Source organism: Sphingobium sp. B7D2B (assembly GCF_025961895.1).
Classification (GTDB): Bacteria; Pseudomonadota; Alphaproteobacteria; order Sphingomonadales; family Sphingomonadaceae; genus Sphingobium.
In genome coordinates, this window is sequence record NZ_JAOQOM010000001.1 from 1 (window position 1) to 17,526 (window position 17,526).

Annotated in this window: 18 protein-coding genes and 1 pseudogene; 11 read left to right on the forward strand and 8 right to left on the reverse strand. The window is 66.0% G+C overall.

What is annotated here, in order from left to right:
• The 3 genes and pseudogenes from M2341_RS00005 to M2341_RS00015 all read left to right on the forward strand — a co-directional run.
• Positions 1-171: pseudogene (locus tag M2341_RS00005) on the forward strand (Ppx/GppA family phosphatase); the annotation flags it as partial.
• A complete protein-coding gene (locus M2341_RS00010; RefSeq protein WP_264583755.1) occupies positions 171-842 on the forward strand; it encodes an RlmE family RNA methyltransferase in 672 nt (223 codons plus the stop codon). The pseudogene M2341_RS00005 and the gene M2341_RS00010, both read left to right, overlap by 1 nt.
• Positions 843-1,011: 169 nt before the next feature.
• Entirely contained in the window at positions 1,012-2,307 is a 1,296-nt protein-coding gene (locus M2341_RS00015; RefSeq protein WP_264583756.1) for an MFS transporter, read from the forward strand.
• Between the two features lie 55 nt (positions 2,308-2,362).
• On the opposite strand, the gene M2341_RS00020 is transcribed toward M2341_RS00015, so the two are convergent.
• From M2341_RS00020 to M2341_RS00055, 8 genes are all read right to left on the reverse strand, one after another.
• Positions 2,363-3,472: a 5-methyltetrahydropteroyltriglutamate--homocysteine S-methyltransferase gene (locus M2341_RS00020; RefSeq protein ID WP_264583757.1), complete on the reverse strand. Its 1,110-nt coding sequence runs from the start codon at positions 3,470-3,472 to the stop codon at positions 2,363-2,365.
• Between the two features lie 170 nt (positions 3,473-3,642).
• Positions 3,643-4,515: a class III extradiol dioxygenase subunit beta gene (locus tag M2341_RS00025; protein WP_181561201.1), complete on the reverse strand. Its 873-nt coding sequence runs from the start codon at positions 4,513-4,515 to the stop codon at positions 3,643-3,645.
• 1 nt (position 4,516) lies between these two features.
• On the reverse strand, positions 4,517-4,918 hold the full coding sequence (ligA, locus tag M2341_RS00030) for a protocatechuate 4,5-dioxygenase subunit alpha (protein WP_264571743.1): 402 nt from the start codon (positions 4,916-4,918) through the stop codon (positions 4,517-4,519).
• A 238-nt stretch (positions 4,919-5,156) separates the two neighbouring features.
• Positions 5,157-6,398 (reverse strand): RluA family pseudouridine synthase, encoded by a 1,242-nt coding sequence (locus tag M2341_RS00035; RefSeq protein WP_264583758.1) that lies wholly within the window; start codon positions 6,396-6,398, stop codon positions 5,157-5,159.
• Positions 6,395-6,781 (reverse strand): fluoride efflux transporter CrcB, encoded by a 387-nt coding sequence (gene crcB / locus M2341_RS00040; RefSeq protein ID WP_264577641.1) that lies wholly within the window; start codon positions 6,779-6,781, stop codon positions 6,395-6,397. The genes M2341_RS00035 and crcB overlap by 4 nt, the downstream gene beginning before the upstream one ends.
• Positions 6,782-6,851: 70 nt before the next feature.
• Entirely contained in the window at positions 6,852-8,177 is a 1,326-nt protein-coding gene (locus tag M2341_RS00045) for a hypothetical protein (protein WP_264583759.1), read from the reverse strand.
• Between the two features lie 62 nt (positions 8,178-8,239).
• Positions 8,240-9,148 carry an RNA polymerase sigma factor RpoH gene (gene rpoH, locus M2341_RS00050; RefSeq protein WP_181561196.1) on the reverse strand — a complete coding sequence of 303 codons (909 nt, stop codon included), beginning with the start codon at positions 9,146-9,148 and terminating at the stop codon, positions 8,240-8,242.
• A 52-nt stretch (positions 9,149-9,200) separates the two neighbouring features.
• Complete coding sequence (locus M2341_RS00055; RefSeq protein ID WP_413715152.1) at positions 9,201-10,100, reverse strand: RluA family pseudouridine synthase; 900 nt, start codon at positions 10,098-10,100, stop codon at positions 9,201-9,203.
• A 70-nt stretch (positions 10,101-10,170) separates the two neighbouring features.
• On the opposite strand from M2341_RS00055, the gene M2341_RS00060 reads away from it, so the two are divergent.
• The 8 genes from M2341_RS00060 to M2341_RS00095 all read left to right on the forward strand — a co-directional run bounded on the left by M2341_RS00060 (position 10,171) and on the right by M2341_RS00095 (position 17,484).
• The gene (locus M2341_RS00060; protein ID WP_264583760.1) at positions 10,171-10,665 is read left to right on the forward strand and encodes a M67 family metallopeptidase; all 495 of its coding nucleotides are present in this window, start codon (positions 10,171-10,173) and stop codon (positions 10,663-10,665) included.
• A 9-nt stretch (positions 10,666-10,674) separates the two neighbouring features.
• Positions 10,675-11,328: a histidine phosphotransferase family protein gene (locus tag M2341_RS00065; RefSeq protein WP_264574939.1), complete on the forward strand. Its 654-nt coding sequence runs from the start codon at positions 10,675-10,677 to the stop codon at positions 11,326-11,328.
• Positions 11,329-11,420: 92 nt separating this feature from the next.
• Positions 11,421-13,868, forward strand: a complete 2,448-nt coding sequence (locus M2341_RS00070; RefSeq protein ID WP_264583761.1) for a chemotaxis protein CheA — start codon at positions 11,421-11,423, stop codon at positions 13,866-13,868.
• Entirely contained in the window at positions 13,865-14,305 is a 441-nt protein-coding gene (locus M2341_RS00075; RefSeq protein WP_264583762.1) for a chemotaxis protein CheW, read from the forward strand. Before M2341_RS00070 ends, M2341_RS00075 begins: the two co-directional genes overlap by 4 nt.
• Before the next feature lie 78 nt (positions 14,306-14,383).
• Positions 14,384-14,749 carry a response regulator gene (locus M2341_RS00080; RefSeq protein ID WP_264577124.1) on the forward strand — a complete coding sequence of 122 codons (366 nt, stop codon included), beginning with the start codon at positions 14,384-14,386 and terminating at the stop codon, positions 14,747-14,749.
• A gap of 19 nt (positions 14,750-14,768) precedes the next feature.
• A complete protein-coding gene (locus M2341_RS00085) occupies positions 14,769-15,857 on the forward strand; it encodes a chemotaxis protein CheB (protein WP_264583763.1) in 1,089 nt (362 codons plus the stop codon).
• Positions 15,854-16,747, forward strand: coding sequence for a CheR family methyltransferase (locus M2341_RS00090; protein ID WP_264583764.1), 894 nt, complete (start codon positions 15,854-15,856; stop codon positions 16,745-16,747). Before M2341_RS00085 ends, M2341_RS00090 begins: the two co-directional genes overlap by 4 nt.
• 53 nt (positions 16,748-16,800) lie before the next feature.
• Positions 16,801-17,484 (forward strand): N-acetylmuramoyl-L-alanine amidase, encoded by a 684-nt coding sequence (locus M2341_RS00095; protein WP_264585947.1) that lies wholly within the window; start codon positions 16,801-16,803, stop codon positions 17,482-17,484.
• Positions 17,485-17,526: the final 42 nt, after the last annotated feature.

The window sequence follows — 17,526 nt, forward strand, 5'->3', positions numbered from 1 at the left end:
CAGCCCTGCATCGGCGACGAGCGCGCCGATCTGGTGGTGGCGGGCTGCGCCATCTTGGAAAGCATTCTCGACATCTGGCCGGCAGACCGGCTGGGCGTCGCCGACCGCGGTATTCGCGAAGGGATTCTCCGTGCGCTGACGGACAGCGCCTCAAGCCGGGACCTGGGATAATGGCCAGAGGTGACAAATCTGTCGGCACGCGCGTGCGCACGGCACGCGGGCGCACGGCCCAATCGACGCGCTGGCTGCAGCGCCAGTTGAACGACCCCTATGTGAAGCGGGCCAAGGCAGAGGGCTATCGCAGCCGCGCTGCCTACAAGCTGCTGGAGCTGGACGAGAAGTTCGGCCTGCTCAAGGATGTCCGCCATGTCGTCGATCTGGGCGCGGCGCCTGGCGGCTGGACGCAGGTGGTGCGAAAGGTGCTGCCCAAAGCGAAGGTGGTGGGCATCGACCTCTTGCCCATCGAGCCGCTGCCCGATGTGACGCTGCTCCAGATGGACTTCATGGCAGACGAAGCGCCCGGCCAGTTGATCGCGGAACTGGGCGCCGCGCCGGATCTGGTCCTGTCGGACATGGCGGCCAACACGGTCGGCCACCAGCAGACGGACCATCTGCGCACCATGGGCCTGGTCGAAGCGGCCGCCGACTTCGCGATGCAGACCCTGCGGCCCGGCGGCGCCTTCGTCGCAAAGGTTTTTGCCGGCGGAACGGATGATGGCCTGCTGCGCCAGCTCAAGGCGGCCTTTCGCACCGTCAAGCACGCCAAGCCGCCTTCCAGCCGCAAAGGGTCGGTGGAGTGGTTCGTGGTCGCGCAGGGGTTCAAGGGCCGGCAGGCGCCATAAAGGCGGTTGTGCGGTTGACCCGGACCGCACAAGAGGACTAGCGCCATCTGGCCGGCCACTGCGCGGGCAAGCAGCGTCGCTCACCCGCATGGACATGCGACCAGACGCCGCGTCGGGCGTTGTGCCGGAACAGGATAGAGGAGGCGGCATGAGGTCAGGCGGCAATGGCATGTTTCGCTCCCTCTCCAACCGCAACTTCCGGCTGTGGGTCAGCACCAATCTCTTTTCCAACATCGGCACCTGGATGCAGGGCACAGCCCAGACATGGCTAGTGCTCACCGAACTAACCGATCATAGCGCCGGCGCGGTCGGCATACTCACCGCGCTGCAGTTCCTGCCGCAGGTGCTGCTTGTGGCGGTGACCGGATCGGTCGCCGACCATGTCGACCGGCGCAAGCTGCTCATCACGATTCAGTGCTTCCAGACCCTGTTGGCGCTCAGCCTTGGCGCCCTGATCATTTCCGGGCTGGCGGAGCTCTGGCACGTATACATCTTCGGCTTCGCGCTGGGCTGCTGCATGGCGTTCGAGGCGCCCGCGCGGCACAGCTTCGTCTCCGATCTGGTGGGGGACGAGATCATCGGCAACGCGGTGGCCATGAACAGCACGGCCTTCCAGACCGCCCGCATGATCGGCCCGGCACTGGCGGGCCTGTGCATCGCGCTGGTCGGCACGGGCTGGGTGTTCGTGATCAATGGCCTGTCCTACCTGATCGTCACCACCGGCCTGCTCAACGTGCGGGTGACACGGCATGCCCATGCGGCGGCGCAGCCGCGCGGGGTGAGCCGGCTGCTCGATGGCTTTCGTTATGTGGCCGGGCGACCGGACATTCGCACCGTGTTCCTGATGCTGTTCTTCTTCGGCACGCTGGGCATGAACTTCGGCATTTTTATCAGCGTGATGGCGGCGACCGTCTATCAGGAGGGCGCCAGCGAATATGGCCTGCTGACCTCCATCATGGCGATCGGCTCGGTCACCGGCGCCTTGCTCACAGCCCGGCGCGACCGGCCCCGGATGCATCACGCGGTCATTGGCACCTTCCTGTTCGGCTGCTTCATGACTGCCGCCGCGCTCTCGCCAAGCTATATCCTGTTTGGACTGGTGCTGATCGGCGTGGGGCTGGCAGCACAGACTTCGCTCACCTCATCCAACGGCTTCGTCCAGTTGGCGACGGACCGAGCGATGCGCGGGCGGGTGATGGCCATCTATGTCGCGATCACCTTGGGCGGCCTGCCGCTCGGCGCGCCGCTGATCGGCTGGGTCGCCGACACCTATGGCGCGCGCGCCGCGATGGGCGTCGGCGGCGCGGCGGGCTTTCTCTCCGCGGCGATTGGCCTCAGCTATCTGATCCGCGTGCGCAACCTGCGCTTCATCTGGGATGACGAAGGACCGCGCCTGCACATGAACCCGGACCCGCATCTGCGTGAGCCCGGCCCGGCGGTGCTACCGCCAGATCGGGCGCTTTAGGAGCGACGCTCCCTCCCCCGCGCGGCGCGGTGGGAAGGAGCGCGTCTAGTCCTCGTCAGCCCCAGACCTCCTGGGCCACCTCGGCGACCAGCTCCATCTTCGCCTTCTGCTGGTCGAAGGCGATGTCATTGCCGTGGACGGTCGAGGCGAAGCCGCATTGCGGCGACAGGGCAAGCTGGTCGAGCGAGGCATATTTCGTCGCGTCGTCAATCCGGCGCTTCACCTCGTCCTTGGTCTCCAGTTCACCCAGCTTGGTGGTGATGAGGCCGAGCACGACGATCTTGCCCTTGGGCAGGAAGCGCAGCGGCGCGAAGTCGCCCGAGCGCGCATCGTCATATTCGAGGAGGAAGGAGTCGATATCGACCTCATTGAACATGATTTCGGCGACCGGCTCATAGCCACCCTCGGCGGCCCAGCTGGAGCGGAAGTTGCCCCGGCACAGGTGCATCGCCGTGAACATGTCATCCGGCGCGGTGGCCAGCGCATCGTTGATCATCTTGGCATAATGGCGCGGCAGATCATCGGGATCGAGGCCGCGCTTGCGGGCATTTTCGCGCTGCTTGTCATCGCACAGATAGGCCAGATTGGTATCGTCGAGCTGCAGATAGCGGCAGCCGGCATCGGCGAGATCGGCGACTTCCTCCTGATAGGCCGAGGCCACGTCCGCGAAGAAATCGGCCATGTCGGGATAGACCGCCTCGCTGATGCCTTCGCGCCCGGCGCGGAAATGCAGCATGGTCGGCGAGGGAATGGTGACCTTGGGCGTCTCGCTCACCACGCTGGCGAGATATTCATAATCCGCGCGCTGGATCGGCTTGGCGTGGGCGATCTTGCCGGTCACCACCATTTTGGGCGGCGCGAAATGCACGTCCTTTCCAATCGCATTCTGAAACTGCACTTCCATGCCGCCTTGCTCCTCGATCCCGTCGAGCTGCAGCAGGAAGTCGGTGTGGAAGAATTTACGGCGGAACTCGCCGTCCGTCACCGCCTTGACGCCGACGCTCTCCTGGAACGCCACGACATCGGCAATGGCCTTGTCCTCGATCGCGCGCAGCGCGGCAGCGTCGATCTTGCCGGCGGCATGATCGTGCCGGGCCTCGATAAGCGCCTGCGGACGCAGGAAGCTGCCGACATGGTCGGCGCGGAAAGGGGGTTTGGACGTCATGGCAGTCTCCAGCTCCAACCGGCGCAACGCACGCCGTACGAAACCCTCATATAAAGGATTCTTTATATATAGGAAGCTTTATGTGACAAACCGACACGCTGAGCCGACAAACGAAAAAGCCCGGCGCAAGGCCGGGCTTTCCTGGGATGCTGCGAAGAGGGCCAAGCCGCTCAGGCGCGCGCCTTCGCAGGCGCTTCCGCGATCTCCTTGGGCCGCAGCACGATGTGGCCGACGGCGGTGTTGGAGGCCGGAACATGATAGAAACGATGCAACGCCTCCACCTCGGTGCCGAGCGCGGCGCGCATGATGAGCCACATGATGAGCTCAATGCCCTCAGTGCCCGCCTCGCGCAGATATTCCAGCCGCGTGATGGCGCGCAGCTCATCGGTCTCGCCGACGAGCTTGTCCAGGAAGGCATTGTCGAACTCGGGATTGATCAGCCCGGCGCGCGGCCCCTGCAACTGATGGCTCATGCCGCCGGTACCCCAGATCTGCACGTTGAGATCTTCGGGATAGGTCTCCACCGCATAGCGGATCGCCTCGCCCAGCGCCCAGCAGCGCGCGCCCGAGGGCGTGGGGAACTGCGTCACGTTCACCGCAAGCGGAATGACCTTGCACGGCCATTTGTCGACCTTGCCGAACATCAGGCTAAGCGGAACCGTGCAGCCATGGTCGACATCCATATTGTTCATCAGGGTCATGTCGAACTCGTCGATGACGAGTTGCTCGGCCATGTGCGCGGCCAGCTCGATATGTCCCTCGACAACCGGAACCTCGCGCTTGCCCCAGCCTTCGTCGGCCGGCTCGAATTCCTCGGCCATGCCGAGCGCGAAGGTCGGCACCACGTCCAGCATCATCGCGGAGGCATGATCGTTGTAGCAGAGGATGACGACGTCGGGCTTTTCTTCCTGCTCGAAGGTCTTCACCCACTCATAGCCATCGAAGATCGGCTTCCAGTAATCGTCCGTCGAGCGCCCGGTGTCGAAGGCCGCGCCGATGGCGGGGACGTGGCTGGTGGCAATGCCGGCAGTGATCCGTGCCATGTCAGTTGCCCTCCCGCTTGGAGCGCTGGCCAGTCGGCGAGCGACCGCCGGACCGCATCATCGCGGCATATTCGTCGGGCGTCATGTTCGTCATCGAGCTCACCGCGCGCTGCGTGCTCCAGCCATCGGTATTGGAAAGCTTGACGAGGAAGTAGATGTTGCCGCCCAGATCGATGAGCTTGCTGAAATCGCGATCCTGCACGGCGCGCTTCTGCTCCTCACTCATCTTGAACTTGTCGAGATAGGCGCGCTCATGGTCCTTGAACTCGGCGCGGTTGCCTGCATCCATCAGCGACATGCAGAATTTGTGCAGGTGATAAGCCTCGCGCGAACGGCGGGCATTGAACACGGTCGTGCCGGGAATGTCTTCCAGCTCGCTGAGCGGATAAAGGCGAGTGCGCATGGCGGACCTTTCGATCGGTCGAATGAAGAATATAATGGAAGGCGTGGGCCTTTCCAATGGCAGAGGCCCTTGTCATTGTGCGCTTGCGAAATCAAGCGGGGTGATGCTGTCGGACGTGCGCATTGGCCCTGCCTGCAGCGCAAAATCCATGAGAGCACCTCGCCTTCAGACGCCTACGCAAGCCCCTCCTCTGAAGGGGAGGGGAGCAGGCGGTCTCATTCCGCTGCGCCTTTTGCCTCTAATCCCGCCCCGGCTTGCGCGACCCTGCGCCGCCGGTAGGCCGCTTGGCACCCGGGCGCGCGGCCGGCCCCGCCGGCTTGGCCCCCTTGCCGCGCGGCTTCGGCGGGCCCTTGAAGCGCTCGGGCTTGTCCGGGGCGCTGCGGGAGCGGCGTTCCCCACGGCGGGCCTTGCGCATGTCCTTGGCGTGCGCGGTCGACGCACGCTTGTCGGCGGCCTTGCGATCGGAGGCGGTCGGCTGGATGTCGATCTCCAGCGGCAGATCGCCCTCGTTCACGTCAAAGCCCAGGCTCGCCAGCGTTTCAGCGAAATGGAAGGGCGGCTCGGCCTTCACATCGAGCGGGGAGCCATCGGGATGATCGATGCGGATGCGCCGGGCGTGCAGGTGCATCTTGCGGCTGATCGATCCGCTGAGGAACGCCTCCTTGCCGCCATATTTGCCGTCGCCCACGATCGGGTGGCCGATTTCGGCCATATGGACGCGCAGCTGATGGGTGCGGCCGGTGTGCGGCTGCAGCTCAACCCAGGCGGCGCGGTTGCCGGCGCGCTCGATCACCCGGTAGCGCGTGCGGGCGGGCAGGCCGTCCTTCTCATCGACATGCATCTTCTCGCCGCCGGTGCCCGGCTGCTTGGCCAGTGGCAGATCGATGAAGCCGTCCGAGACGGAGGGCACGCCCATCACGACAGCCCAATAGACCTTGCGCGCTGTGCGGGAGGAGAAGCTCTTGGCGAAATGCGCCGCGCTGCGCGAGGTGCGGGCGAGCAGCAGCGCACCGCTGGTGTCCTTGTCCAGCCGGTGGACGAGGCGCGGCCGGTCGTCGCGCTCGAACATCAAAGCATCGAGCAGTCCGTCGACATGCTCGTGCGTCTTGGTGCCGCCCTGCGTGGCAAGGCCCGGCGGCTTGTTGATGACGATGGCCTGCGCGTCGCGATGGATTACCAGACCCTCGGCAAAATTGATCTGATCCTCGGTCAGGATGGGGCGCGGGCGTGGTGCCTTGCCGGCTTCCTTTACCGCAGCGACATCGAGCGGAGGCACGCGCAAGGTCTGCCCTTCGGCAATGCGGTCGCCCGGTGTCGCGCGAGCGCCGTCGACCCGCAATTGCCCGGTCCGCGCCCAACGCGAGACGATGGCGAAACTGGCTTCCGGCATATGGCGCTTGAACCAGCGGTCGAGGCGGATGCCATCATCCTCGGCACGCACGGTGAACTGGCGGACGCCAGCGAGGTCGGTCTTGCTCATGCCGTGGCACTCCGCATGAGGGTGAGGCCCAGCGCCAGCGCGCCGATGGATGCCGCGACAGAGAGCAGCACATAGCCGAGCGCATTCAACGCTTCGCCGCGCTCGATCATCAGCATCGTCTCCAGGCTGAAGGCGGAGAAGGTCGTGAATCCGCCGAGCAGGCCGACTGCCACGAGCAGCCGGAGTTGCTCGCCCTGCTGGCCCTGGTAGCGCGCGGCCAGCCAGCCCGCGACGAGGCCCATGGCCAGCCCGCCCAGCACATTGGCGGCGAGCGTGCCCCAGGGATAGCCCGGCCCCATGATGCGCAGGCTCGCGCGTCCCAACTGGTAGCGCAGGGCCGCGCCGATGGCGCCGCCGATCATCACGAGAACTGTATTGAGCATGGTCCACGCCCTAGCCGCTTTTGCGCAACAGGCAAATGGGCGTTCGCTGCGAGGCCGCGCCGGGGCTTGCTCAGTCAGGTTGTGCCAGCAATCCATCCCGCACCAGTGTCCGGTCGATCTCGGCAACGATGCTCGTGTAGCGCGGGTCTTGGACGCTGCCGTAGCGCGCGGCGAAGGCAGCATCGCTCAGCCCCTCCTCGTTCTGAAGCAGGGCAGGCGGCAGCAGGCGTTCCTGCGTCGCGGCCGCCAGGCGTTGCGCCACGTCCTGCGCCCGGCGCGGATCGCCAGCGGCCTGCGCGATCTGGAAGCCAGAGCGGTCCGCCGCCAGATCGACGAAGGAGAAGCCCGAGGCGGTGCCGGTCTGGAACGCCGACGCGGCAGACAGGCTGTCCGCCAGTTCCTTCCACTCGCCCATTGCGGATGAAAACTGCACACCGGTCTGCGCAGCCAGCGCAGCGGACAGCGCCCAATGCTTGGGGAGGTCGTCCCGGCCATGGAGCGTGATTGCCGTCGCGGGGGGCGGACAGCGGCGCGTGGCGCTCGGCTCCAGCCCGGCCAGTTGCCCGGCGCGCGGATCGACCACCAGCATCGCCAGCGCCACAAAGCCCGCGCGATTCGTTTCCGCCGTCGCGGCTTGGCCCGGGGGGAAAGCGCGGCGGACCTGTATGGCGAAGTCGCTTTGCGGATCGCGCGCTTGCAGCGCCACCAACGCGCAATAGCGATCCAGCACCTCCGTGCCGCCGATCGCGTCACCGCCGGTAAACTGATCGAGCAGGCCGGTCTTGGGCGGCAGCTGCACCGCCGCCATCACCGCGCCATTGCGAATGGAAAAGCGCTGGACGACCGTGTCGAGCGGCGGAATCACGGCGCCGCGCAGGCGCAGCAGCTGACGCAACCCCTCCAGCAGCAGCCGAGTCGGATATGCCGGCAACGAGACCGCGCCGATGCGCGCCTCTACTTCGGGAAATCCGTTACTCGGGCCGCTTACGACTAGACCGACATTCAGCCAGCGCCCGAGCGGCAGGGCATGGCTCGCGGCGACATGGAGCCGTTCCTCGTGGAGAAAGAGGTTGAGCCGGTCAGGGCGGAAACCATGAGTTGCGAGCGCGCTCAAGCCATCGAGATGGGTGGGCGCGAGCGTGAGCATGCTGACACCGCCCGGCAGTTGCCTGCTGGCCTGCAACTGCTCGATCGCGGCCCGACCGGCACCGACCTGCAGAGGGGTTGGCGTCGCGCGGGCGTCGGCAAGGGGCGCCCCGCTGGTGAACAGCACCGCGCCGATGAGCACCGGGAGGACGAACAGGACAAAGAGGACCGCCAGAACACGCCACACCTGCTGCCGCGGGCTACGGCCTGCCAATCCCATCCACGAGCCAGAGGCACGCTTGCGCTGCATCGCGTCCCCTATCCGTTACGACTGCCCCTTAGCCTAGGCGACGAGCGCAATCCGCAGACTCGTCAGCCGGCTACCGTCATCAAGCGCTTTTCGCCGGCGATCCGCAACATGGCGCGCTGCAGTTTCTCGAACGCCCGAACTTCGATCTGGCGCACGCGCTCGCGGCTGACGCCATAGACCTGGCTCAGCTCCTCGAGCGTCTTGGGCTCCTCCGCGAGGCGCCGCTCCTGCAGGATATGCCGTTCGCGGTCATTGAGGTCATCCATCGCATCGAGCAGCATGTCGTGCCGCACGTCGCTTTCCTGCGCGTCGGCAATCCGCTCGTCCTGCAACGGCCCTTCGTCCGCCAGCCAGTCCTGCCACTGCCCTTCGCCGTCATCGTTCATGGAAACGTTGAGCGAGGTGTCGCCGCCCATGGCCATGCGGCGGTTCATGGAAATGACGTCATCTTCCGAGACGCCGAGATCGGTCGCGATCTTCGTCACATCCTCGGGGCGCAGATCGCCATCCTCGAAGGCTTCGATCTGGTTCTTCATCCGCCGCAGGTTGAAGAACAGCTTCTTCTGCGCCGCCGTGGTGCCGATCTTCACGAGGCTCCACGAGCGCAGGATGAATTCCTGGATCGACGCGCGAATCCACCACATCGCATAGGTCGCGAGGCGGAAGCCCCGGTCCGGCTCGAACTTCTTCACGCCCTGCATCAGGCCGATATTGCCCTCGGAGATCAGCTCGGAGACGGGCAGACCATAGCCGCGATAGCCCATGGCGATCTTCGCCACGAGTCGCAGATGGCTCGTCACCAGCCGCGCCGCCGCTTCCGGATCGCCATGCTCCTGATAGCGCTTGGCGAGCATATACTCCTCCTCGGGCTTGAGGAGCGGGAACTTGCGAATCTCCGACAGATAGCGGTTCAAGCTTGCATCGCCGCCAAGCGCAGGGATCGTTGCAGGGAGATTACTGCCGTTACTCACGAAACTTCATCCTTCTGGAGCGCGCAAACAAGAAGGGGCATCGCGCTCATCCTTATACGCAAAGATGGCTGAACAGTTGCTGCATGTCATCCGTAATCGGGCTTTCAAAGCTGAGAGGCTGGCTTGTGACCGGGTGGATGAAGCCCAGCCGGGCCGCATGAAGCGCCTGACGATGAAAGCCAAGTTCGGCGAGCAGCGCCTTGTGGATGCCGCCGCGGGCATAGACAGGATCGCCCAGCAGCGGGTGGCCGAGATGGGCCATGTGCACGCGCACCTGATGGGTCCGCCCCGTCTCCAGCCGGCATTCGATCAGCGCCGCCCGGTCCAGTCGCTCGAGCGTGCGATAATGGGTGATGGCGTGCTTGCCGCGCCCTTCGCGCTGCACCGCCATCTTCTTGCGATCCCCGTCCGAGCGGCCGATCCACTGATCGACTTTGCCCGAAGGCGGCGCAGGCCGCCCCTGCACGATGGCGAGATAGCGCCGGTCGATGCTGTGATCCTTGAACTGGCGGGCCAGTCCCTCATGCGCCTGATCGGTCTTGGCGACGACCAGGAGCCCCGAAGTATCCTTGTCGATGCGGTGGACGATGCCGGGTCGCGCGACCCCGCCAATGCCGGAAAGCTGCCCGGCGCAATGGTGGAGCAAGGCATTGACCAGCGTGCCATCCGGGTTGCCGGCGGCGGGATGCACGACCATGCCCGCCGGCTTGTCCACCACGATCAGATGTGCATCCTCATGAGCGATCACCAGATCGATCGCCTGCGGCTGCGCCTCGGCGGGCGTCGCCTCCGGGATCTCCACGGCAAAGGCCATGTCGGCCTTCACCTTATAGGCCGGATCAGCCGCCGGGCGCCCGTCCGGCCCGGTCACCTGCCCTGCCAGGATCAACGCCTTCACGCGCTCGCGCGACAGGGCTGGCAGCACGCTCGCAAGCGCGCGGTCCAGTCTCATGCCGTGCTCGGCCTGCGTGATCAGCGCCGTAATGCTGGTAACCCCCGTTTCCACGTCCTAATATCTGGGGATGGCCGTGCACATATCAAGACCGCTGCGCGATGCGATCCGCGCGCAGGCGAAGGCCGCCGCCTCGCGGGAATGCTGCGGCCTGCTGCTGGGCCAACGCCTGGCTGGCGCGGACGGCGGGACGACCGACATCGCCGTCACCGAACTTCGCGCCGCCGCCAATGTGGCGGAGCAGCCCGAGCACCGCTTCGAGGTCGATCCGGCCGTGCTCATCGCGGCGCATCGCGAGGCGCGCCAGGGCGGGCCGGCCATTGTCGGCCATTATCATTCCCATCCTCATGGCGAGGCCGTCCCCTCGGCGGTCGATGCGGCCATGGCGGGGGCAGCGGGCGAGATCTGGCTGCTCGTCGGCGAGCGCGGCGGCCTTCTGGCCTGGCAGGTTGTTGCGTCAGGCCGCATCCATGGCGTTTTCGATCCCGTCGAACTGGTCGGTTCGCCGCATGGGCGGCTTGCACCCGCGCGCCCGCAGCGCCATGAGGGCACGGCCATCGCCTGAAGAGAGGATATCCCCGTCTTGGTCAAATCCACCGCGTCCGACTCCATCGATTTCGCCAGCCTGCTCTGCTCTCGCCTGTGCCATGATCTGCTCAGCCCCGTCGGCGCGCTGAACAACGGCATCGAGCTGCTTGCCGATGAGACCGACCCGCGGATGCGCGAGCAATGCCTCACGCTGCTGGCGGACAGCGCCCGGACGACGGCGGGCAAGCTCAAATTCTTCCGCTTGGCCTTCGGTGCCGGGGGCGGATATGGCGAGGCCATTCCCGTGCACGAAATCCGCTCTGCCGTGGAAGGCATGTTTCCGCCCGGCGGCAAGATCTCGCTCGACTGGATGATTGCCGGGGACAGCCTCTCCAAGCCGGCCGCCAAGCTGCTGCTCAATCTGGTGCTGTTGACCGGCGAAGCCCTGCCGCGCGGCGGCGTGATCGCGATCGGCGCGGAGCAACAGGGCGGAACGACCGAGATTGCGGTGCGCGGCGAAGGCGCACGCATCACCTTCGACCCCGCCATTCGTGCCGGGCTGGAAGGGCATGGCGATCTGACCACCCGCACGGCCGCAGCCGTGATGATCCGCACGGTGGCGACCGAAGCCGGCGGCGAACTGATGATCTCCGGCGCCGACGAGCCCCACTTGCTGTTCGGCGCGCGCCTGCCGGCCTGATCTCGCCGGTGTGAGAGCCCGGCCGGCAGGTCTTAACCGGGCTTTCACGACTTGGCCCCAAAGGTGTCGTCGCGTTAACCACAGGCGGCGGCATGGACGAGATCATCGGGGAGTTCATTGCGGAAACTCTTGAAACGCTGGAGGTCCTCTCCGGCGAAGTCGTCGCGTGGGAAGCGGACCCGACCGACAAGTCTCGCCTCGACGCGTTTTTCCGGTTTTTTCACACCGTCAAGGGAAGCTGCGGCTTCCTGAACCTCCCCCGTTTCGAGCGGCTGGCGCATGGCGCCGAGGACGTGCTGGCAGCCATCAGGCGCGGCGAACGGCTGGCCGATCCCGCCACCGTCACGGCCGTGCTGGCGGTTATGGACCGAATCGGCGCGCTGGCGCGTGGTCTGGGCGGCGAGCCCGTCCCGGATGAAGCCGATGATGACGGGCTGCTGGATGCCCTGTCACTCCGATCCGGCGGCTTCGAGCTCTTTCACCCGATCGCGCCTGCCGCAGCGATGCCGGCCCCGCCCCGCGAACCGCCCGCACCGCGCGCCGACTCAGTAGAAGCATCCGCTCCCCCAACGCCCAGCCCGCAGCAACCGACCGCCCCACCGCGGGACAAAGCGCCGCGCACGATTCGACTGCCGCTGGCCCTCATCGATCAGCTGATGAACGGCATCTCCGACATGGTGCTCGCCCGCAACGATCTGGCGCGCCGGATGCGTGACCATGGCGTCGCGCCGGATGTGGAGAGCAGCTTCGAGCGGATGTCGACCAACGTCGCGGACCTGCGCGACATGATCAGCAAGACGCGGATGCAGCGGGTCGACCGCCTGTATGCGGCCATCCCGCGCATGGTGCGCGACCTCAGCCGCGAACTGGGCAAGAAGGTCACCGTGACTCTCGACGGCGGCGATGTCGAGATGGACCGCGAAATGATCGAGATGGTCGCCGACCCGCTCACCCACATCGTCCGCAACGCGCTCGATCACGGTCTCGAGCTGCCGACGGATCGCATCGCCGCCCGCAAGCCGGACGTTGGGCGGCTGAACATCGTCGCCCGTCAATCGGGCAACCAGATCGTCATCGAGGTGGCCGACGACGGGCGCGGCATGGACCGGGCCGTCCTGGTCGATCGGGCGGTCGCGGCCGGGCTTGTCACCGCTGCCGAGGCAGCCGGGATGAGCGACGCAGAGAAGCTGAACCTGATCTTCCTGCCCGGCCTCAGCACGGCGCGGGAGGTCACCTCCATCTCCGGGCGTGGCGTCGGCATGGATGTCGTGCGGGCCAATATCGAGCAGATCGGCGGCGTGATCGACATCACGACCGCGCCTGGCGACGGCACCGTGATCACCATGCGCGTGCCGCTGACACTGACCATCATTCCCGGCCTGATCGTCCGGTGTGGCGGACAGACCTTCGCCATGCCGCGTGGCAATGTCGTCGAGCTGATCCACGAAAACAGCAACATGGTCTCGATCGAGGAGGTCGCCGGCGGACGCATCGCGACCATTCGCGGCGAGCGTCATCCGGTTGTGGCGCTTGAGGACGTGCTGGGCCTTGCCCCTCAGGCCGAAGCGAACGGGCCGCGGACCTTGATGGTCATTCGCTCCTCGGCCGGCCAAAATTATGTGCTGGGTGTCGAAACCGTCGACAGCAATGAGGAACTGGTCATTCGCCCGGCCTCACCGGTGATCGCATCCGCCGGCGCTTTTGCGGGTATGACGCTCCCCGACAACGGCCAGCCAATGCTGCTGCTCGACGCCACCGGGCTCTTCCAGATCGCGCAATTGCCCGTGGTCGATGCCGACAAGGCGCGCAGGGATCATCACAGCCAGGAACCGACCGAGGCCATCGATACCTTGCAGGTGCTCTTCTATCGCGACCGGGATGGCGTGGAACGGCTGATGCCCCTGCCCATCGTCGAGCGCGTCGAGGAACTGGACTGTGCGCAGATCGGCCGCTCGGAGGGGCGCGCATTCGCGCGAATCGAGGAGCGCCTGCTGCCGGCGCTCAACGTCCGCCCGGATGAGACCGGTGTGCTCAAGGCCATGCGCCTGCATGATGGGCGCGATCTGCTCATCTTCCTCATCGAAGAGGTGCTGGACATTCTAGAAATCCCCGCCCGGCTGGACGTGCCGATCGGCCGGGGACGGATCGCCGGCCTGGTGCTGGTTGGCGAGCAGCAACTGGAACTGGTCGATCCGTTCACGCTGTTCGAGGAGGTCGCGGCCCGCCCGGCCTCTGACGCCGCCGCGCAGGCCGTGCGCTGCATGATCGCCGATGTCGAGGACCCGTGGATGCGCAACATCCTGGCGCCGCTGCTCGTTCAGGCCGGCTATGACGTCGTTCTGGGCGCCGCAGGCGACGCGCCGCCCGATGTCGTACTATGTGGCAGCGGCCACGCCCCAGCGCCCATGGGCGTTCCGGTGCTTGCCCTGCGGGAACAGCCGCAACTGCCCGCCGACCCCGACGCGCCGCCCTCCATCTACCGCTATGACCGCGCCGGGCTGATGGCGGCGATCTCCAGCTTCGCACGGAAGGCCGCATGACCGACTCGCTGTTCCTGTTCGCGTCCATCGCGGGCGCCCCGATTACCGTGCGTGCCTGTGCCATCGAAGCCGTGGTGCGGCTGGGGGACATCGTACCCGTGCCATTGGCGCCTGTGCATGTGCGCGGGCTGGCGGCGCTGCGCAGCCGGGTGCTCACCGTGATCGATCTGCAATCGCGCATCTTTGGCACGGCGGCGGATGCACAGACCGCACCGCTGGCGATCGTCGCGGACATTGCCGGGCACAGCTACGGTTTCCTCATCGATGCCGTGACCGATATCTGCCAGGCGCAGGGCGGCGTGCAGCCATTGCGCGGCCGCATCGATCCTGCCTGGCGGCCGTTCGTTTCGGGCCTCGTCGATTATGATGGCCGCAGCCATCTTCTGCTCACACTCGCCGATTTCACCAACGCCCCGTCTGGCGCGCTGGCCGCCTGAGATATTTAACGAATTTACCAAAATGACACGCTCTGCCCGTAGGTTACGTAGCCAAGCAAGTATCAGGGGTCGCGACTCATGCCGAACTGCCTCATTGTCGATGACTCCAAGGTGATCCGAAAGGTGGCGCGCCACATTCTCGAATCCCTCGATCTCGACGTTCACGAAGCGCAGGACGGACGTGAAGCGCTCGACATGTGCGAAGGGCAGGTACCGGACGTGGTGCTGCTCGACTGGAACATGCCGGTGATGAGCGGGCTGGAATTCCTCAAGGAACTCTCCCGCCGCAATTTCGCCCAGCCGCCCAAGGTGATCTTCTGCACCACCGAGAATGGCGTGGACCATATCCGCGCCGCCGTCGATGCCGGTGCCGACGAATATGTCATGAAGCCCTTCGATCGCGACACGCTGGAGAGCAAGCTCCAGATCGTCGGGGTTCTCTAGGGGCTCGGGAGCGCCGGGAATGGCGTGCGCTGCCCTCCTGTCCGATGCCAGCTCCGGAACCGATGGTTCGCCCATCGATGTGCTGATCGTCGATGATTCGCTGGTCGTCCGCCGTGTGCTTGGCCGGGTGCTGGGCGAAGATCCGCGCTTCCACGTGGTCGGGACGGTCGCCAGCGGAAAGCAGGCTCTGGCTTTCGTGGCCAGAAGGTCGGTGGACCTGGTGCTTCTCGATATCGACATGCCCGAGCTGGACGGCCTGCAGGCGCTCCCCCACTTGCTTGGCCCCGATCAGCGCCGGCAGGTGGTGTTGCTCAGCGGCTCGTGCAGCGAGGGCAGCGAGGTCGCCTTGCAGGCGTTGGCTTTGGGGGCCGGTGATGTCGTGGCCAAGCCCAGCGCCGGCCATTTCAGCCCGCAATTCGTGGAACATCTGCTCGATCGCCTGGCCCATCTGGCGCCGGCGGCCGAACGAAGCCGCACCCCGGAGCGGTTCGATGAGGCGAGCGCACGCCTGCGGCCGCCCGGCACGCTCGTGCGCGCCGTGGCCATCGGCGGATCGACCGGCGGAATCAGCGCGATTCTCTCGGTCATCAAGGGCCTTGAGGACAATCCGGCCTTTCCCATCTTCATTACCCAGCATCTGCCTGCCAGCTTCCAGCCGCTGCTGGCAGAACAGCTCCGCCGCGGCACGCATCTGCCCGTGGTTCTGGCGGAACAGGCCATGCCGGTGCAGCCGGGTACCATCCATCTGGCACCCGGCACTGCCCATCTTTCGCTCGGCAAAGGAGCGCGCGGGCAAATACTGGTGCGATTGAGCACCCAGCGCTGCCTGCATGAGAGCTTCCCGGCGGTTGACCCCATGTTCACCGCCCTGGCACGCCATTATGGGCGCGGCGCCTGCGGCGTCATCCTCTCCGGCATGGGGCGCGACGGACTGGCCGGCGCGCAAGCCATCGTCGGCGCGGACGGCTGGGTGATCGCGCAGGACCACCAGTCGAGCGCGGTATGGGGCATGCCCGGGTCGGTCGTGAAGGGAGGTCTCGCCAGCGCCATTCTGCCCCCCGCTCAGATCGCCGAGCTGATCCTGCAGCAATGGCAGACAGGCGCATGACCATGCAGCCAGTTTCCAACGCCGCCTGTCGCCTCGCGGAATTGCTCCACCGGGAGACCGGGCAGACGGTCTCGGAAGCACGGCGCTGGCGCATCGAAACGTCGCTGCGACCGCTGCTCCGCACACACGGGCTGCGTACTCTGGAAGAGCTCGTGAACGCGATTGATCGGGCGCCTCACGGGCTCCTGCAGGCCGAAGTGATCGACGCCCTTCTCAATCACGAAAGCTCGTTCTTCCGGGATGTCAGTGTCTTTCACGCAATCGAAAACAGCGTCCTGCCCGCACTCGCCCGGACGCGCGCAGATCGGCGACTGCGCATCTGGTGCGGCGGGTGCTCAACCGGGCAGGAAGCCTATTCGCTGGCCATGATCGTCCACCGCTCGGCCGCGCTGGCCGATTGCACGGTTAGCATCCACGCCACGGACGTATCGGCCCTCGCGATCGCCAAGGCAAAGCGCGGGCGGTTTTCGCAGATGGACATGCAGCGCGGCCTGCCGATCAGCGAATTGCTGCGCTGGTTCCATCCTGTCGACAACGAATGGCAGATTGCCGGCGAGCTTCAGCAGATGATCGTGTTCCAGCAGGACAATCTGCTCGACCCCGCTCATGGCGCAGGCCCGTTCGATCTCATCCTGTGCCGCAACGTGCTCTTTTACTTTTCCGAAGAGAGGCGCCGCCGGGCATGGAAAACGCTGTCGGGCCGGGTTCGGCCCGGCGGCTATCTCGCGCTCGGGGCGGGCGAAATGGCCTGTGCCGAGTCCGGCTTTTCGGCCTGCCGGGGCCTCAGCTGCCTGTATCAGGCCCGTGAAGCCCGGCCCGATCAACCGCGCATGATGCTGCCTGCAGGCGGCGCTTCCTCCGCACCCGCCATTGAGCTAGGACAGGGCTGACCGCACCGTCCGGCAACATGCCGGCATGCGCAAGGAAAGTGGCCCAGTTCTGCATGATCGAGACGCCGTCACCCAATTTTGACGACCGAACGCTCCCGGTTTCCATCCTCGTCCTGCACTATACGGGAATGCCGGATGCCCAGAGCGCGATCAACTGGATGGCCAATCCGGATAGCAAGGTCTCCGCCCATTATGTCGTCACGGAGGAGGGCAAGGTGGTCCGCATGGTCGACGAGACCAAGCGCGCCTGGCACGCCGGACGAGCCTGGTGGCGCGGCATCACCGACGTCAATTCCGCGAGCATCGGCATCGAGATCGTCAATCCTGGCCATGAATGGGGCTATCGGCCCTTCCCGCAGGCGCAGATCGATGCGCTGATCCCGCTCGTCCACGACATCATGCAGCGCCGCCGCATCACGCGCGGCAATGTCGTCGGCCACAGCGACGTGGCGCCCGCACGCAAGCAGGACCCCGGCGAGTTGTTCCCCTGGAGCAAGCTCTCCCGGCTGCGCCTCGCCCTGCCGCGCCCGACCCGCAATCTCATGGACCCACTCTGGAGCGACGGCGCCTTCATGCTCGCGCTCGAGCGATTCGGCTATGATATCGCCGAGCCGGAAGCCGCGGTGACGGCGTTCCAGCGCCGTTTCCGGCCGGAATTGATCGACGGCGTGATCGACGGGGAATGCCGCGCCATCCTGCTCGCGCTGCTGCTGCCAAGGCCCCGCGGCGACGACTGAGCGCGATCGGACAAGACGGACCGGAATATTTTTCAGTGCCCG